The sequence below is a fragment of the Pseudomonas sp. FBCC-B35 genome (assembly GCF_059133755.1).
Genome location: NZ_CP101439.1, coordinates 903,747 through 918,769 on the forward strand (window position 1 = coordinate 903,747; position 15,023 = coordinate 918,769).

At 62.5% G+C, this 15,023-nt stretch carries 12 protein-coding genes; 4 read left to right on the top strand and 8 right to left on the bottom strand.

All coding sequences use genetic code 11. The features are described from left to right. Positions 1–7: 7 nt before the first annotated feature. The 7 genes from NMB38_RS03985 to NMB38_RS04015 form a co-directional block, all read right to left on the bottom strand. Positions 8–1,450 (bottom strand): alginate O-acetyltransferase, encoded by a 1,443-nt coding sequence (locus tag NMB38_RS03985; RefSeq protein WP_490805840.1) that lies wholly within the window; start codon positions 1,448–1,450, stop codon positions 8–10. Positions 1,451–1,463: 13 nt separating this feature from the next. Then, positions 1,464–3,023: a mannuronan 5-epimerase AlgG gene (gene algG / locus NMB38_RS03990; RefSeq protein WP_145280258.1), complete on the bottom strand. Its 1,560-nt coding sequence runs from the start codon at positions 3,021–3,023 to the stop codon at positions 1,464–1,466. Positions 3,024–3,041: 18 nt separating this feature from the next. After that, positions 3,042–4,517 (bottom strand): alginate export family protein, encoded by a 1,476-nt coding sequence (locus NMB38_RS03995; protein WP_028687186.1) that lies wholly within the window; start codon positions 4,515–4,517, stop codon positions 3,042–3,044. Continuing rightward, positions 4,514–5,947: an alginate biosynthesis TPR repeat lipoprotein AlgK gene (gene algK, locus NMB38_RS04000; protein WP_042139490.1), complete on the bottom strand. Its 1,434-nt coding sequence runs from the start codon at positions 5,945–5,947 to the stop codon at positions 4,514–4,516. The genes NMB38_RS03995 and algK overlap by 4 nt, the downstream gene beginning before the upstream one ends. Positions 5,948–5,957: 10 nt before the next feature. Then, complete coding sequence (locus tag NMB38_RS04005; protein WP_028687188.1) at positions 5,958–7,124, bottom strand: alginate biosynthesis protein Alg44; 1,167 nt, start codon at positions 7,122–7,124, stop codon at positions 5,958–5,960. A gap of 36 nt (positions 7,125–7,160) precedes the next feature. Continuing rightward, entirely contained in the window at positions 7,161–8,642 is a 1,482-nt protein-coding gene (gene alg8 / locus NMB38_RS04010) for a mannuronan synthase (protein ID WP_161780414.1), read from the bottom strand. Positions 8,643–8,711: 69 nt separating this feature from the next. After that, positions 8,712–10,028 (bottom strand): nucleotide sugar dehydrogenase, encoded by a 1,317-nt coding sequence (locus NMB38_RS04015; RefSeq protein ID WP_027914449.1) that lies wholly within the window; start codon positions 10,026–10,028, stop codon positions 8,712–8,714. Between the two features lie 914 nt (positions 10,029–10,942). Between NMB38_RS04015 and NMB38_RS04020 the strand changes: the two genes are divergently transcribed. The 3 genes from NMB38_RS04020 to NMB38_RS04030 all read left to right on the top strand — a co-directional run bounded on the left by NMB38_RS04020 (position 10,943) and on the right by NMB38_RS04030 (position 12,873). Beyond that, positions 10,943–11,368, top strand: a complete 426-nt coding sequence (locus tag NMB38_RS04020) for a hypothetical protein (protein ID WP_490805841.1) — start codon at positions 10,943–10,945, stop codon at positions 11,366–11,368. Between the two features lie 99 nt (positions 11,369–11,467). Next, on the top strand, positions 11,468–12,250 hold the full coding sequence (locus NMB38_RS04025; protein ID WP_146109513.1) for a hypothetical protein: 783 nt from the start codon (positions 11,468–11,470) through the stop codon (positions 12,248–12,250). Then, positions 12,247–12,873, top strand: a complete 627-nt coding sequence (locus NMB38_RS04030; protein ID WP_490805842.1) for an ABC transporter ATP-binding protein — start codon at positions 12,247–12,249, stop codon at positions 12,871–12,873. The genes NMB38_RS04025 and NMB38_RS04030 overlap by 4 nt, the downstream gene beginning before the upstream one ends. A 21-nt stretch (positions 12,874–12,894) precedes the next feature. Here NMB38_RS04030 and yaaA read toward each other — a convergent pair whose 3' ends face one another. Beyond that, positions 12,895–13,674 carry a peroxide stress protein YaaA gene (gene yaaA, locus NMB38_RS04035; protein ID WP_059183308.1) on the bottom strand — a complete coding sequence of 260 codons (780 nt, stop codon included), beginning with the start codon at positions 13,672–13,674 and terminating at the stop codon, positions 12,895–12,897. Positions 13,675–13,810: 136 nt separating this feature from the next. On the opposite strand from yaaA, the gene NMB38_RS04040 reads away from it, so the two are divergent. Then, positions 13,811–14,953, top strand: a complete 1,143-nt coding sequence (locus NMB38_RS04040) for a polysaccharide deacetylase family protein (protein WP_059183307.1) — start codon at positions 13,811–13,813, stop codon at positions 14,951–14,953. The last annotated feature ends 70 nt before the right edge of the window (positions 14,954–15,023 follow it).

The following is a 15,023-nucleotide window of genomic DNA, read 5'->3' on the forward strand; positions in this document are numbered from 1 at the left end:
GTTCGCCTCACTGGCCGGCCTGCGCGGTCTGCGCAGGTCCGGCGAAGTCGTTACGTTTGCACAGCTTGGCTTCGAGCTTCTGCGTGCCTTTTTCCGGCCCCTGCACCTCGAAGGCCAGCAGCTTCTGATCGGCCCAGTCCTGGTCCTCGCGCATCTGGAACACGAACCGGCCATCGGTATCGGAGGTTTCGGGTTTTTCCAGCTTGATGTCCTCGTGCCGGCCGTTGAGGTACCAGAGGGTTGCCTGCAGCAACTTCACTGAGGGGTCGTCGAACTTCACATCCATTTGCAGGTGGCGGTTGACCAGCGGCTTGATCACCCCACCCTTGCCATTGACCATCAGGGTGTTCTTGCCCGGCTTGAGCGTAGTCTTGGCGCTCATCAGCGCCGGGCGGTCGTCGCAGCCGTCGTCGAGCAGGCCGAGGATCTGTCGCCAGATGGTTTCCTGCTCCAGGCTGTAGAGGGGCGAAAATTCCCAGACCAGGATCTTGGGTGGATGCTTGCGGAACTCCTCGCTGCCCAGGTACTGAATCATCGAGCCCTCCAGACCGCCGCCGGGGAAGGCGACGTTGAGCACATCGGCGCCGATGTACTGCTCCAGAAACCCGGCGAAGTTGTAGTTCTTGCCGCTGTGGCTCGTGCCCACCAATGTGATCTGGGCATTGCCCTGGTCGCCGAACAGGTCGTCGTCATCGCCGCTGGCCCCTTTGGGTTCGGTGCTGAACTGGTCCATGTACTGCACCGCGTAGCTAGTGCCGCACAGCTGCCCGGCAACGTTGTGCAAGGTTCCGGTCTTGCCCATGCGCCCGGACTTGACGGTTTCGAATGCCTTGCGCGGGATGCCCTGGAATGCAGGCATCGTGTGCACGGTGTCGGCCACGATACGGGCAGCGCGCTCGGCGCCGTAGGGCGTCCAGTGCTGGTCGCCACGGAAGTAGAAATCCTTGCCCTGGTCGGCGGCAGGCAGCTGCTCGTTGGTCAGCGGCGACAGGTCAGGCACGTTGTAGCCCATGGCGGCGAAGCGCTTGAGCATGGCCTGGTAGTTGCCCAGTGCTTTCTGGTAGTCGAACGCGGCTTTTTCTGCCGGCTCAAGCATGTTTCGGTTCACCAGGCCCCGGGTCGGCTGATACACCACTACCAGTTCCACACCGCGTTTCTTGAAGGCGTCGTGCACCTGCTGCAGGCGTTTGTACCCGGCAGGGGAGGTGTCGAATTCGGTGCGCAGGTCTTCACGGGTTCGGAACAACCAGTCGCCCTGGCCCTGCACCAGGGTGGTGAAGTTCTGCTGGTAGCGGGTGGTGTAGCGGCTGGCATCGTGTGCCTGCGGGCACAACTGGCAGCACGGCACCGCCGTGAAGGTAGGGGCCTGCACGGTGTCGGCGCGTGAGCCCTGACTGATGGCCAGGAGGGCGCAGGTGACGCTCAGCACGGTAATCGCTTGTGGAGTCATGGTCCGGGCTTCCTTATTGGATCAATTCGGTCTGGCGCTCGACCGGGTCGATCAACACGGCTTTGCGCTGGCGTACCAGCAGGTCGAGGATTTCATCCTGGCGCTGGCCCAGCACACCGTTGAAGGTGATCCCGCTGGCTTTGCGCGGCGCCAGCATGGCCACGTCGTACAGCTCGACCGACAACGGCGAGTCGATCGACAGCGGGCCAGAGCCGTTGGCCGCCAGTTGCCCACCCACCAGGATCAACGACACCTTGGTGTCGAACGGGTCGAGGGCAATGTCGCGGTCGGTGTCGGACAGGTCCTTGATGTGGCCGTAAACGCCCACCAGACCGTTGGCCATGGCGATGTTGTCGTACAGCCGGATGTTCACGCTGTTGCGCACGCGAATGCCATGGCGTCGGTTGTTGACCAGCGTGTTGCCCCACAGCAAGTTATCGCCGCTTTCGTACAGGGTGATGCCGTCGGTGTGGTTGCGGTAGATCTGGTTGTAGGCCACCAGGTTGTTGACGCTGTTGCGATCGATCACGACGCCTGACAGCTTGTTGTCGAAGCTCTTGTTGTTGAAGATCCAGCTGTCGTTCACCTCCCGCGAAACGATGATGCCGTGCTTCTTGCGCGTGCCATGCACGCTGTTGCCGGCGATGATCAGCCCGTGGGAGCGGTCGTGCGGGTCGATGCCGTAGACGATGTTGTCGCGGTAGGTGTTGTCCTTGACCACGAAGTCGCGCGTCTCATAGCAGTAGAAGCCGTACCACAGGTCGCTGAACTGCGAACCGATGATCCAGCCGGTCGGCTCCGCCCGGCCCATGCGCTTGGCCAGGTTGGGGGTGTACTGGGAAATGCTCACGCCATAGGACTTGGACTTCGCATAGCCCAGGCTGGCCAGGGTGCTGTTGACGATGTAGGTCTCGGTGCCGCCCCAGGACAGCAGAAACGGGCGAAACGCCTGGGGCGAGCGGAACGTGGCCGGGCCTTTGGCCTGCTCGCGCCACCCGGTCACCTGGGTGTCGGTGATGAACAGCTTGCCGTCGTTGACCAGAAATGCCCCGCCTTCCTCGGACAGGCGCAGTTGCTTGACCTTGCCGTCGATCTCCAACGTCCCGGTGCGCCCGACCACGATGGGCAGACGCGCCAGGTACACACCGGGCTGCACCTCGGACAGGTACTGGCGCGGCACCTGGCGGCTCAACTGCGCCAGGTCCACGTGGCCATCGTCGATGAAAATGGCCTGTGGAATGCCGTGTTGGCGCCGCACCCATTCGGCGGCCTTGTTGTCGCCACCGACGAATGCCTTGAGGCTGTCTTCCTGGAACATACGGCGCAGGCTGACCTTGCCCGGCTGGCTGCGATCGATCTTTTGCTGCACGGCCTGTGCGGTGTAGCCACTGAGGTCAGGGAGCTTGGGCGGGTCCAGCTGCAGCGGCGCTATCGGTGCGCTAGAGACGGTATAGCTGCGCGCCTGTTGCAGTTCCTTGGTCAGCAGGCCGGGTTGCGCCGCCCAGGTCGAACCACTGGCAAGCAGCAGGGCGCAGGCCAGCAGGCTGTGGCGAAGATGGGGATGAACGTTCATGGCAATTTCCTCGTGGCCTCAGAAACGCCAGATCACGTCGACGAAGGCGCGGTGCATGTAGCTGTCTGCCTCTTTGCCGTAGGCATCGCCCGGCTTGAATACCCCAGCACGCAGGCGAACCAGAGCCGAAGGCTCGTCGATCGCCTGGCTCATCGAGGCGGGGAGCAGGCCTTGCTTGAAGTACTTGGTCACGACCACGTCCATTTCCTGGCCAAGGTCTTTCTCACCCTCGACCAAGGGCCGGTTGATGCCGTTGTCGTTGACTACGGCGTTGATGCCGCTGGAGCCTATGTTCTGCGCACCGTCCACTCGCCAGAACCTGTGGTAGAGGAAGCTTGCGTCGTAGTCGTCGCGCAGCTGCCAGGAGGCGAACAAGGTGGCGGCCTGCAGGTTGCCCAACTCGCCACGAAAGGCCTCGCCAAAGCGATGCACACGCGATCGGGTGCCGGTGAAGTTGGAGCGGTTGCTTTCAAGGCCGGTCTGCTCGAAGTTGTTGCCGCCCTCGTCACCGCCGCCGCTGCCGCGGGCGTAGGCGGCGCCCACCTGCCACTGCGGGTTCAGGCGCAGGCGTACGCCCAGGTCGGTGGCCCAGGCATTGACGTCGCCGCGTTGGGTACCGGTGGCCACTTGCTGGTCGCCCACCTGGCGGCTGCTGAGGGTGTCACGGTTGCCGGTCAGCCAGGTCAGGCTGCCCCAGTAGTTGACGTCATGCTCATTGCGCCAGTTGTAGGCATCGCTGTTGGCCTCCAGGCCCAGCCATGTCAGGTCGCCGGTGCGGGTCTTGTCCAGGGCGTCGACGGTTTGGCCGGGGTTTTTCAGGCTACCGCTGTCGTGGGTGTGATGAGCCCGCAGGCCCACCCAATGGCCAGGCGTCCACTGGGCAGCGACATTGCCGTAGAGGTGAGTACGATCCTCGTCCTGCGGGGCCAGGTCGGTCAGGTCGGTTCGGTATTCGCTGAAACGCCGGGCTACACCCAGGTCGGCCTTGAGCAGGGTGGTGTCGAAGGTCCAGTTGAGGGCTTCGATGTTGGTGTCGCGCCACATGCCATCGTCGCTGCGCAACCGTTGCCGGCCCAGTCGCAGTTGCTCGCCGGGGTAGGCGGTCAGGCCGCTGTAGCCCACCCAGAACTCGCGCATGGCCAGGTAGCTCTTGTCCGGTTGACGACTGTCTGCGCCCGTGTCGGTGGTGGTGCCATCGTCGTTCTGGCGCAGGGTATCGGTTTCGATGGTATCGGTGGCAGTGACCGCCTGGCCCATGGCATAAGCGCTCCAGTTGCCGCGCTCGCCGTAGACCCACGGGCGCAGGTCCAGGCCCAGGCCATTGACGTCACCGCCTGGGCGGGTGCCCAGGTCGCGGTCGTCTTCGGACTGGCCAGTGACTTTCACTTCCAGGCCAAAATTGCGTTCGGCCGTGACCTGGGCCAGGCTCGGGCAGGACCACAGCAAGGCAAAGCCAAGGCCGATCCCGGCTTTGACGAAAGGGTTGAGCATCATGGCGCGTCCTCACCGTCTACGTCGTTTTCATCGTCTTGCAGCACATCCAGGGCCAGGGTATTGATGGCGCCGGGCGTCATGGCCATGCGAGCTTGGGTCTCCCGCGCCAGCGTCTGCTGAGCCTGGCGGCGCGCCTCGGGCGCCAGCTGCTGCTCGATCTGCTGCAACAGCTCGGCCGACTGGGGCGTCGGGTTGGCCTGGGCGAGTTGCGCGAAGACCCATGCATCGGCAGGTTGCGGGCGGATGCCATGCCCCTCGCTGAACAGCTGCGCCAGGGCATAGTCGGCACTGACCTGGCCACCGCGTGCGGCCGCCAGCAGGTTGTCCAGCGCTTTCTGCGGCTCGACGTTGCCCAGGTAGCCACGGCGATAGAGTTGGCCCAGGTAGTAGCGGGCACTGGTCTCGCCGGCCGTGGCGGCGGCCAGCAGGTGACGCTCGGCGCTCTCGGCATCGGCCGGCAGCTGCTTGCCCTCGTAGTACAGGCGGCCGAGCAGCAGGTCCGCGCGAGGCTGCTGCGCATCACGGCCTTTTTTCAGGTAAGCCAGCAACTGGTCGGTGTCCCCCAGTTCAGGGAAGTCGTACAGCAGCTGCGCCAGGCTGACCCAGGATGCCGGGTACGCCGGTGCCACGCGTTCGAGCAACGCCTTGGCAGCTTGCCCGTCGGTCTGGCCCAGGCTGCGGTCGGCCAGCACGCGAGCGACGCTGTCCACCCGGCTGGCAGGCACTGCCCCGCGGGCGTAAGCCGATTCGAGCTGGTGCATCAGGGCGGTCAGCTGTTCGGCCTGACCACGCTTGCGGTACACGGTGGCCAGCTCCACGTAGCACAGGTCGGCAGTCGCCAACCCCGCCTGGCACAGGCTCTGCACTTCGTCCAGGTGCTGGTCGTAGGTGCCCTGCGTACGGTAGAGCAGCACCTGGGCGATGCCCGCTTCCGGGTAGCCCTCGGTACGCCACCGCTCGATCTGCTGCTGCGCGTTGATGGTGGGGAAGCTCTGCGGGTAGGCCAGGTACAGCATGGCCAGTGGCACCAGGGTATTGCCCTGGCCCTGGCGGGCGGCCAGCTTGAGCAGCGTTTGCGCTTCTTCGCGCTCGGCCTGGGTGCTGCCCGGCTTGGTCACCAGCAGGCGGCCAAGGCGCGCCTGGGCACGGGGCGAGGTGGCAGCGGCGGCGCGGTAGGTGGCTTCGGCTTGCTCGCGTTGGGCGCTGTCACCGGTGGCCACCTTGATGTCGGCCAGCCCGACCTGGGCATCGCTGTAGCCCAGGTCGGCCAGTGCCTGGTAGTTGCGTTCGGCCACAGCCAGGTCGCCGCGCTTGAGCGCTTCGTTGGCCAGGCGCTGGTCGGGCAGACCGGCGCAACCGGCCAGTGTCACGGTCAGGGCAAGTGCGCACGCAGTAAAGGGGCGCGGGTTGGACCCAGGCAAGGTTGGCATGCTCGTCATCTCACAGGTCACGGGCCGACGCACTGCCGATCAGCCAGTCCAGCGAAGGGCCGCGGTTGCTGGCAACCGACACCGGCCGGCCTGCCAGGGCCGCTGGCAGGGCGCTGTCCGGTTTGATCTGTACGCGGATGTCGGCGGCCAGCGCGTCGGGTTCCAGGCTGCTGCTGGCGACGATTTCCCCTGCGCGCACCTGGTCTTCGCCTGCCACCTGGAAGTTGACCCGCGTCCCCGGCTTGACCTCGTCGAACTGGCGGTAGCTGAAGCGGGCCTGGACAGTGGGTGTGCTCGTGCGTGGCACCAGCTCGAAGATCGGTTGGCCCTTGGCGGCGTACTGGCCGTCTTCCACACGCTGGCGGGCGACGATGCAATCGCAAGGGCTGGTGAGGGTGCCGGACAGTTGCTTGCCGAACAGCTCCTGGATTTTGGCGGGGTCGAGCTGGGTGTCGTCCAGGCTGCCCTTGAGCACGTCCAGCATGCTGGTGCTGAAGCTGGCAAGCGGGGCGCCCTTGCTCGTTTGGGCGCCGCTTGGCACCAGGCTGCTGACGGTGCCGTCCCTGGGCATGGTGATGGTGGTGACAGGCACGGCGACGACTGCGGCCTGGGCATGGCTGACGAAGTACAGGCCATACAGCGATTTGGCAACGAAGCCGAACGCTGCCACGCCCGCCACGAACACGCCCAGCGTCACGCTGACCGCCTTGAACCGGGCCAGGGGGCCCTGCCCGCTGCCGGCGTCCTTTTGCTTGCGCGCCTTGGTGAAGTTGTCCCGTTGCAGCGTGCTGAGCACATCGCCCACGGTGATCAGCTCGCCGGACAAGTGGCTGGTGATCAGGTGGCGCAAGGTGGCGATATCGCGCGGCTCCAGGTTCTGGAACTGCACGCCGGCCCGACCGCTGCCTGGGACGTAGGAGCGCACCTGAAACGCCACGTCCATCGACAGCCCCAGGTTATCGACGCTGAACTGCAACCGGCCGTGCAGCACCTGGCCTACGGCCAGAGGATGCGGGCTATGGAAGCTCAGGCCGCCGGCCGACAGGTCATCTACCTTGGTTTCATGGGGCTGACCCTGGGCGTCGACAAAGCGCAGCCTGGCAGGCATGCGCACCCGTGCGTGCTGGCGCTGGGCTTCGGATTCATGCACGACGTTGACGTTCACGGCGGTATTCATGGCGGTTGTTCCTGTTAGTTCCGATCCGGGGCGGGGTCACACGACCATGAACAGCGCAGCGACGAACAGGCTGGCAGCCGAAAAGGTCATGGCCCGCGAGGACCAGGTGTTGAACCATTGTTGAAAGCTGGCGAGGTCACGCTTGAGGGTGGTGGGCTGGCGCGTCCACGACTGTTTGTCGAGGCGGAAGAACACGTAGATCTTCATCAGCGCGCCGACGATCTGGTTGTAATAGAGAATCACCGGGTAGGCCGGGCCAACGCTGTGGCCCGAGCACAGCAGCATGAAGGTGAGTACCAGGCGGGTGAAACCGATCCACAGCAGGTACACCAGCAGGTAGGCCATGCCGAATTTCAGGCTGGCGATGAGGGCCACTGTCAGGCCCAGCAGGCTGGTCCACATCGAGACCCGCTGATCGAACAGCACGATGCTGGTGAACAGCCCCAGGCGGCGCAGGCCAAGCCCAAGGGCGCGTGAATTCTGCCGAAGGTTGTTGCCGTACCAGCGGTACATCAGCTTGCGGCTGGCCTTGAAGAAGCTTTTTTCAGGCGGATGCTCGACCGTGTTGATGGCCGCATCGGGCACGTAAAACGTGTCGTAACCCAGGCGCATCAGGCTGAACCAGCTGGACTTGTCGTCACCGGTCAGGAACTTGAAGCGCCCCAGGCGCCAGTGCATCAACGCGTCGCTTTCCACGTCGGCGATGAACTCGGGGTTGGTCACCACGCTGGCGCGGAACATCGACATGCGGCCAGTCATGGTCAGCACGCGCTTGGACAGGGCCATGGAACACATGTTGATGTGGCGCTGGGCGAAGCGCAGCTTGTGCCACTCGCTCATGATGTAGCCGCCGCGCACTTCGCAGAACTCGTTGGTGGTCAGGCCGCCGACGTTGGGGAACAGCTTGAACCACGGCACGGTCTTGCGCACCACGCCCTCGTCCAGCACGGTGTCGCCGTCGATTACCGCCACCACGGCATCGTCATCGGGCAGCATGCGGGAAATGGCGCGAAAGCCGTAGGCAAGGCCATCGCGTTTGCCGGTACCTGCGATGCGCACGATGTCCAGGGTGACATGAGGGGGCGGGTTGTACCTGGCCCACAGGCTCTTGACCAGCAGCTCGTCCGACATCTCCACCAGCGAACAGACCACGGTGGTGGGGAAGCCGCAGTCGATCGCTTCGCGAATCACCGAGCTGTACACCTGGGCGGTGGTCAGCGCTTCGATGCGAAAGCTGGTGACCATCAGGTAGACATGGGACGGATCGGCTGCCTGGCCCATCTTCTGCACCTTGCGGCGCAGGTACGGATAGACGCCGTACAGAAAGACCATGCCACGGATGAAGTGGGTGGCGCCCATGGAGTAACGCCAGATGCCAACTGCGCCGACCAGGAAGATGAAGTGCCTGGACTGCGGGTCGAAGATGTCGGCTGGCAGGGCCAGGGCGATCAGCATGAGAAGGCTCATGTAGAACAACCAACCGGCGCACTGCAGCAGCGCTGTCTTAAGCCTTTGCATGTTCAGCATCCGTGAAGAATTCAGGGTAGGGGCGACGCGGGATGGGGCACTGCGTCGCCTGGCCAGGCGTTACCAGCAGATGCCTTCGGTGCGGCCATCGGGGCTGGTGGGCTTGGCCATGAAGCCCACCAGGTCGATCACTTGCTTGCCGGCCGGCGCGTGCTGGGCCAGGGCGCGGAACTGCTCGTCACGGTTGCCGAGCACGATGATGTCGGCGTTGTCGATCACCTTCTGGAAATCGGCATTGAGCAGCGAGGACACGTGCGGGATCTTCGATTCGATGTACTCTTTGTTCGCCCCGTGTACCCGGGCGTACTGCACGTTCTCGTCATAGATGTCCAACTGGTAGCCCTTGCCGATCAGGCGCTCGGCCAGCTCCACCAGTGGGCTTTCACGCAGGTCATCGGTGCCGGCCTTGAAGCTCAGGCCCAGCAGGGCCACCTTGCGCTTGTCGTGGCTGTCGATCAGGTCGAAGGCGTTCTGCACCTGGGACTCGTTGCTGCGCATCAGCGAATCGAGCAGGGGCGCTTTCACATCGAGGCTGGCGGCGCGGTAGGTCAGTGCACGGACATCCTTGGGCAGGCACGAGCCGCCGAAGGCGAAGCCGGGACGCAGGTAGTACTGGGACAGGTTCAGCGCCTTGTCCTGGCAGACCACTTCCATCACTTCGCGGCCATCGACGCCCACGGCCTTGGCGATGTTGCCGATCTCGTTGGCGAAGGTCACCTTGGTGGCATGCCACACGTTGCAGGTGTACTTGATCATCTCGGCCACTTCGACCGACTTGCGGATGACAGGTGCATCGAGTTCTTCGTAGAGCGCCTGGAGCACGTCGCCACTGGCGCTGTCGAGCTCACCGATGACGGTCATCGGCGGATGGTCGTAGTCCTTGATGGCCGTGCTCTCCCGCAGGAACTCAGGGTTGACTGCGACGCCGAAGTCGATGCCGGCACGTTTGCCGGAGCAGTCTTCGAGCAGCGGTATTACCACGTTCTTCACGGTGCCCGGCAACACGGTACTGCGTACCACGATGGTGTGGCGGCTGGCTTTTTCACGCAGTACGAAACCGATCTCGCGGCACACCGATTCGATGTACTCAAGGCCCAGGTCGCCATTCTTCTTGCTGGGGGTGCCCACGCAGATCATCGACACATCGCTGGCCCGGATGGCCTCGGCAAAGTCGGTGGTCCCCCGCAGGCGGCCATTGGCGATGCCCTGCTGCAACAGCGCCTCCAGGCCTGGTTCGACGATGGGCGACTTACCCTGGTTGATCAAGTCGATCTTGGTGGCCGAGACATCGACGCCAATTACGTCATGGCCACGTGCAGTCAGGCAACCTGAACAGACGGCACCTACATAACCCAAACCAAAGATGCTGATACGCATCGCTATCACCTCGTGTGTTATCACGCTGGCACTTGTACTTGCAGGTGCCGAGTGGGGTTGATTAACAACAAATTCAGGGCGCACGGGGGCGTGGCGATTATCGGCATCGCCCCAGGCAATCACATTCAACATTAAACGTATGCGTTTAAAGTGCTTAGTTGAGCACGCCCATTTGAGCCACGCTTAGAAAGTACTTGGGTGCGGTCGGCACGTCTGTTCATGTTTATGTACAGGTGCCGGGTCGCTGGGTGTGCTATTTAAAATAAAAACCATAGCGTTCAATTACCCGCGCTGGGCGTGGCCATTATTGACGTGCTGGGCGCGACATTTTATTGCCAGGGTTGGCTATCGAGATGCTGGCAACTTTCCGGTATGGGAATTTATCTTTAGGCCATCTCTTACAACCTACGAACAGCAAAATCGTTACGGCACCTATGAGCAGTAGGGTTGAGAGAAGTTCCGGCCTGAGATTCATTCGTATGCGGGTTTTTTCAGTATTTCGCGAGGGTCATACAATTTCAAATTGATGGCACGAGGCGGTTTGACCTCGGTATATAAAGGGCGAAAATGTTTCGAGATGTTTATATGCCAGCATGAGCGTCGGGTGCGAAAAAAAACTAAAAAAATCGGCCTGAGCGATGGTGGCAATCTGAGATTTTTTGGACCGGTGTTTATTTCTTGACGTCAATAAACAGTCCTTTACGGCTGGGTTTCACGATTTCTCGCCATATTTCGTAACGCTTGAAGGCCCTTCGCTTCCTAAGGTTTTTCAGCACCGGGCCGCCAACGTGGCTAGACGTCGTCATCGGCGGCTGTGAACGAAGGATCGTCGCAGTCCATGCGTTGCCGGCCCACGCAGGCGTCTGCTCCCTAACCACATGGAAGAGACGAGGCTTGAAACGATGAAGAACTGCATGCGAATCCTGTCTGCCACCGCCGTCATGCTGGCGGCGGCTCCAGCCCTTGCTGGGCCACCCGTTGAAGTGACGTTCAGAAATCTTGGAACCGAGTCGGTGAAACTCCAGCTGACCAATGCGAACGAGACCAGTACGTATCAGATTGCCAACCCTAAGCCGCACCATGAAGTGAAACCGGGTGAGAGCATCAGGTTCACCGTGCAGCGTCTGGTGAGCCGTGACACCAATGGTGCAATGCTCCGCTATTCGCAAGGGCGCAAGTCATGCGCCTTCAGCACGACGTTCGTCATGATGATGTCAGGAGGTATCAAGCAGCCTAAGTGGAACAAGACTGCCACGCCGGCCGGCGGTGCAACCTGCACCGCCGTTAACTCGGGGTTCAGTTCCAACTACGCCTGGAAAGCCGAATTCACTATGAAGTAACTCGGCTCCGTAGCCTGCTTTGCTGTTGGATTGGCGCTGATGGCAAACGCAGGCACTTTCACCGATTGAACTCACGGAATTTCAAATCGAGGTGCGGCGATGGAACATATTTCGAGAACGGCAAGTTTTTCCGCAGGGGCTGTACCTGTAACGCGGGCAAAGGAGGCAACGACCGGTACGAACGCGGGCAACGTAGCGCCCGTGTTTGAAATACATGAGTCAAGTTCTGATGTTTCAGCGTTGGGCCGTCAACTCGCGGCGGCGGCGCAGCGAGCGGCTGTCCGAGATAGCCAGCTGAGTCGGCAGGAGTTGGCGGAGCTTGGGTCGCGCATTCAAATGGGTCTAGGCGGTCAAGGCTACGTCTATACAAAGGCGCTGCATGATGCCTTCATCCCTGATACGCAAGATCAGGCGCTGTTAGCCAGGGCGCGGCAAGCAACTGATTTTATCAACGGGAAAGATGCCAACCCCTTCAAACACCTCACCACAGAGCAATTGGCGCTGATTGGTTACGATGAGGGCGAAGACTTCACCTACAACGAGCGGCTCGCTGCCAGTGCTGAATTGGGTCATCGTTATTCGCAGTGGACCCGCTACATCGTTGACAAAGCCAACGCGGAATACGACAGGACAGGCTTCAGGGACGATGCGCTGAGGGAAATGATCGATTACTACAAAAAACTTCCTCCTATCATGGAGGCGAGTTTTAGAAACTACGAATTTGATTTGACTGCGATGATAGGCAGAACCGAACCACCGCACGGCGATGAAGCCGATTCTCTGATAGACACCCTCCTGAAAACCGCCCGCAAGCTTGAAGACCGGGCAAAGAAGGATCACCCGCCGCTCGAAGGCCCTGACGAACCAGGCAAGCCCGCATGATGCCCGCCGTACAGCTGTGCAATGTCAGTCGGTTTCAGGGTGACGTGCCGGTGCTTCAAGGCATCGACCTGCTGATCCCCAGCGGGCAGACGTGCGCTGTCATCGGCCCGTCCGGTTCGGGCAAGAGCACGTTGCTGAACCTGATCGGGCTGCTAGACCGCCCGTGCGCAGGCCAGGTATGGATCGGCGGTACCGACATGACAGGCGCCAGCGCCGACCAGCGCGCCGTGATGCGCAACCGCCTGATCGGCTTCGTTTTCCAGAGTTTCAACCTGCTGCCGCGGTTGTGCGCCCTGGACAACGTGGCGTTGCCGCTATCGTATCGAGGGCTGCGCTTGCCCGTTGCCCGCCAGCACGCCGAGGTGCAATTGCGTGCCGTAGGCCTTGCCAGCCAGGCGGGCAAGCGGCCCGCCGAGACGTCCGGTGGTCAGCGCCAACGTGTGGCGATCGCGCGTGCGTTGGTGACCGAGCCGAGCCTGCTGGTGGCCGACGAGCCCACCGGGAGCCTTGACGCCCAGACCGGTGAGCAGGTGCTGCACCTGCTGCTGACCCTCAACCAGGAAAGAGGCACGACCTTGCTGGTGGTCACCCATGATGCCAAGGTGGCACACAGGCTGCCCTGACGACCTGTTGCGCTCAGCGCCCTATGCGTCGGGCTGATCCCGCAAGAACACCAGGTGTTCGGCCTTCGACTGCTCGGCGCTGTAGTAATACCCCTGCACGTCGAACTGCTTGAGCTGCGTCGGGTCACTGATGCGCTCTTCGATGACGAAGCGGCTCATCATGCCGCGCGCTTTCTTGGCATAGAAGCTGATGATCTTGTGCTGGCCGTTTTTCAGGTCCTTGAAGTCCACGTTGATCACCCGGGCCTTCAGGGCGCTGCGCTTGACCGCGCTGAAATATTCGTTGCTGGCCAGATTCAGCAGCACATCGTCGCCCTGTTCGGCCAGGGCCTCGTTGAGCCACTCGCTGATGCGCGTGCCCCAGAACGCGTACAGGTCCTTGCCACGGGCGTTGGCCAGTTTGGTGCCCATTTCCAGGCGATAGGGCTGCATCAGGTCCAGAGGGCGCAGCAGGCCGTAGAGGCCGGAGAGCATGCGCAGGTGATCCTGGGCATAGCTGAGGTCGTCTTCAGTCAAGGTCTGGGCGTCCAGGCCGGTGTAGACGTCACCTTTGAAAGCCAGCAGGGCCTGCTTGGCGTTCTCTGGCGTGAAGGTAGGTGTCCAACTGCCGAAACGCGCGGCGTTCAGGCCCGCCAGCTTGTCGGACAGGTGCATCAGTTCGCTGATCTGCGCCGGGCTCATTGCTCGCAGCTGCTCGATCAGTTCCTGGGAATGGTCGAGGTGGCGGGGCAGGGTGAAACGCTCGGTCACCGGCGGGGTGTCGTAGTCGAGGGTCTTGGCGGGGGAAATCACCGTCAGCATCGGATCGGCTCCTGGCATCGTTGAGCGGGGATTCTAAGGGTTGGAAGAGGCAAGTCCAAACTATGGCGACAATAGTCAACGCCCATGGCCGATACAGCGGCTATAGTGCCTGTTTTCCTTGAGCGGAGCCCTGACCGTGCGCCTCGTTACAGCCCTGCTGGCTGGCCTGTTGAGCCTGGCCGTTCAAGCCGCCCCTGCCACGCCGGCCAGCCTGGACCGTGGCCTGTGGCCGGAGCAGCTGGACAGCCCTGCGCTGTTCGATGTGGCATCACGGGCCGAAATACTCTCGTTCGCCCGGGTGCTGCACGAGAACGAGCTGCTCGACGAGAATACCTTGGCAGCTCGCCTGGGCCTGCGGCAGGTCAACGTGCAGAAGGTCAGGCAGGTGAGGGCGCGGCTGTGGCAGCGGCTTTGGCAAGGTTATCAACAGGCGCAACGCAGTTGCGAGCAGGATGCGTCCTTTTGCTATGCGGTGACGTCGATGGCCGAACTGCGCTTGCAAGCGGCGACCTTCGCCACGGATGTGGGTGAGTTCTACACGGGCTGGATCGAGCCCAGCCGGCAATTTCATGAGCAGTACCTGAACGAGCAACTGCGCAAGGCGGCGTTGTTGCCGCAGACCAGCAGCGAAGTACAGCGGCTGTCGGCGGCCGAACGCAACGGCGATGAGCTCAATGACCGGCTGTTTCTGCTCACCTTTGCCGGTGGGCCGGGCGCGGCGGCGGGCACCACAGACGCGTTGACCGCCTACCTGCGCAAGCAGAAGCTCGACGGGACGTTCTTCGTGCTCGGCAGCCGTTTGCAGCAACGTCGTGACGGCGAATCGCTGGCGGCCCTGCGGCGCTTGTATGAAGGGCAGTGCGTAGGCATTCAGGGGTGGGAGTACCGGTCCCACGCGCAGTGGACGGATTGGCAGGCCTCGATCAGCCGCAGCCAGGCACGGGTGCGGGCAGACCTGCCCGAGCAGTACGTGCCGCTGTTTCGCCCGCCCTATGGCCAGCGGCGGGCCGACGGCCAGGCCTTCATGCAGCGCCAGCAGTTGCAGGTCTCGCTGTGGGATATCGATGCGCAGGACGACTCGGGCTTGAGTGCGCAGGCCTCAGCCCAGCGTGTGTTGACCTTGATGCTGCTATGGCGCAAAGGCGTGATCCAGTTTCACGACGCGTTGCCCAAGGCCAGGCCTGCGCTGCAGTGGCTGCTTGAACACACCGCGCAAAGCGGCATTGGTTGGCAGGATTGTCGCGAATACGGACAGGGCGCGCAGCAACCTGACTTCTGACTGTAGACCTGCTTGGCGCTGGCGCCAAGGCCTGTTCGTCAATCAGAAAAATAAAGTTGGCAATCGTATG

Coding starts and splice junctions, on each gene's coding strand:
- NMB38_RS04005 (WP_028687188.1), bottom strand. CDS start 7,124: ATGAATACCGCCGTGAACGTCAACGTCGTGCATGAATCCGAAGCCCAG.
- NMB38_RS04030 (WP_490805842.1), top strand. CDS start 12,247: ATGATGCCCGCCGTACAGCTGTGCAATGTCAGTCGGTTTCAGGGTGAC.
- NMB38_RS04025 (WP_146109513.1), top strand. CDS start 11,468: ATGGAACATATTTCGAGAACGGCAAGTTTTTCCGCAGGGGCTGTACCT.
- NMB38_RS03995 (WP_028687186.1), bottom strand. CDS start 4,517: ATGATGCTCAACCCTTTCGTCAAAGCCGGGATCGGCCTTGGCTTTGCC.
- yaaA (WP_059183308.1), bottom strand. CDS start 13,674: ATGCTGACGGTGATTTCCCCCGCCAAGACCCTCGACTACGACACCCCG.
- NMB38_RS04015 (WP_027914449.1), bottom strand. CDS start 10,028: ATGCGTATCAGCATCTTTGGTTTGGGTTATGTAGGTGCCGTCTGTTCA.
- NMB38_RS04020 (WP_490805841.1), top strand. CDS start 10,943: ATGCGAATCCTGTCTGCCACCGCCGTCATGCTGGCGGCGGCTCCAGCC.
- algK (WP_042139490.1), bottom strand. CDS start 5,947: ATGCCAACCTTGCCTGGGTCCAACCCGCGCCCCTTTACTGCGTGCGCA.
- algG (WP_145280258.1), bottom strand. CDS start 3,023: ATGAACGTTCATCCCCATCTTCGCCACAGCCTGCTGGCCTGCGCCCTG.
- alg8 (WP_161780414.1), bottom strand. CDS start 8,642: ATGCAAAGGCTTAAGACAGCGCTGCTGCAGTGCGCCGGTTGGTTGTTC.
- NMB38_RS03985 (WP_490805840.1), bottom strand. CDS start 1,450: ATGACTCCACAAGCGATTACCGTGCTGAGCGTCACCTGCGCCCTCCTG.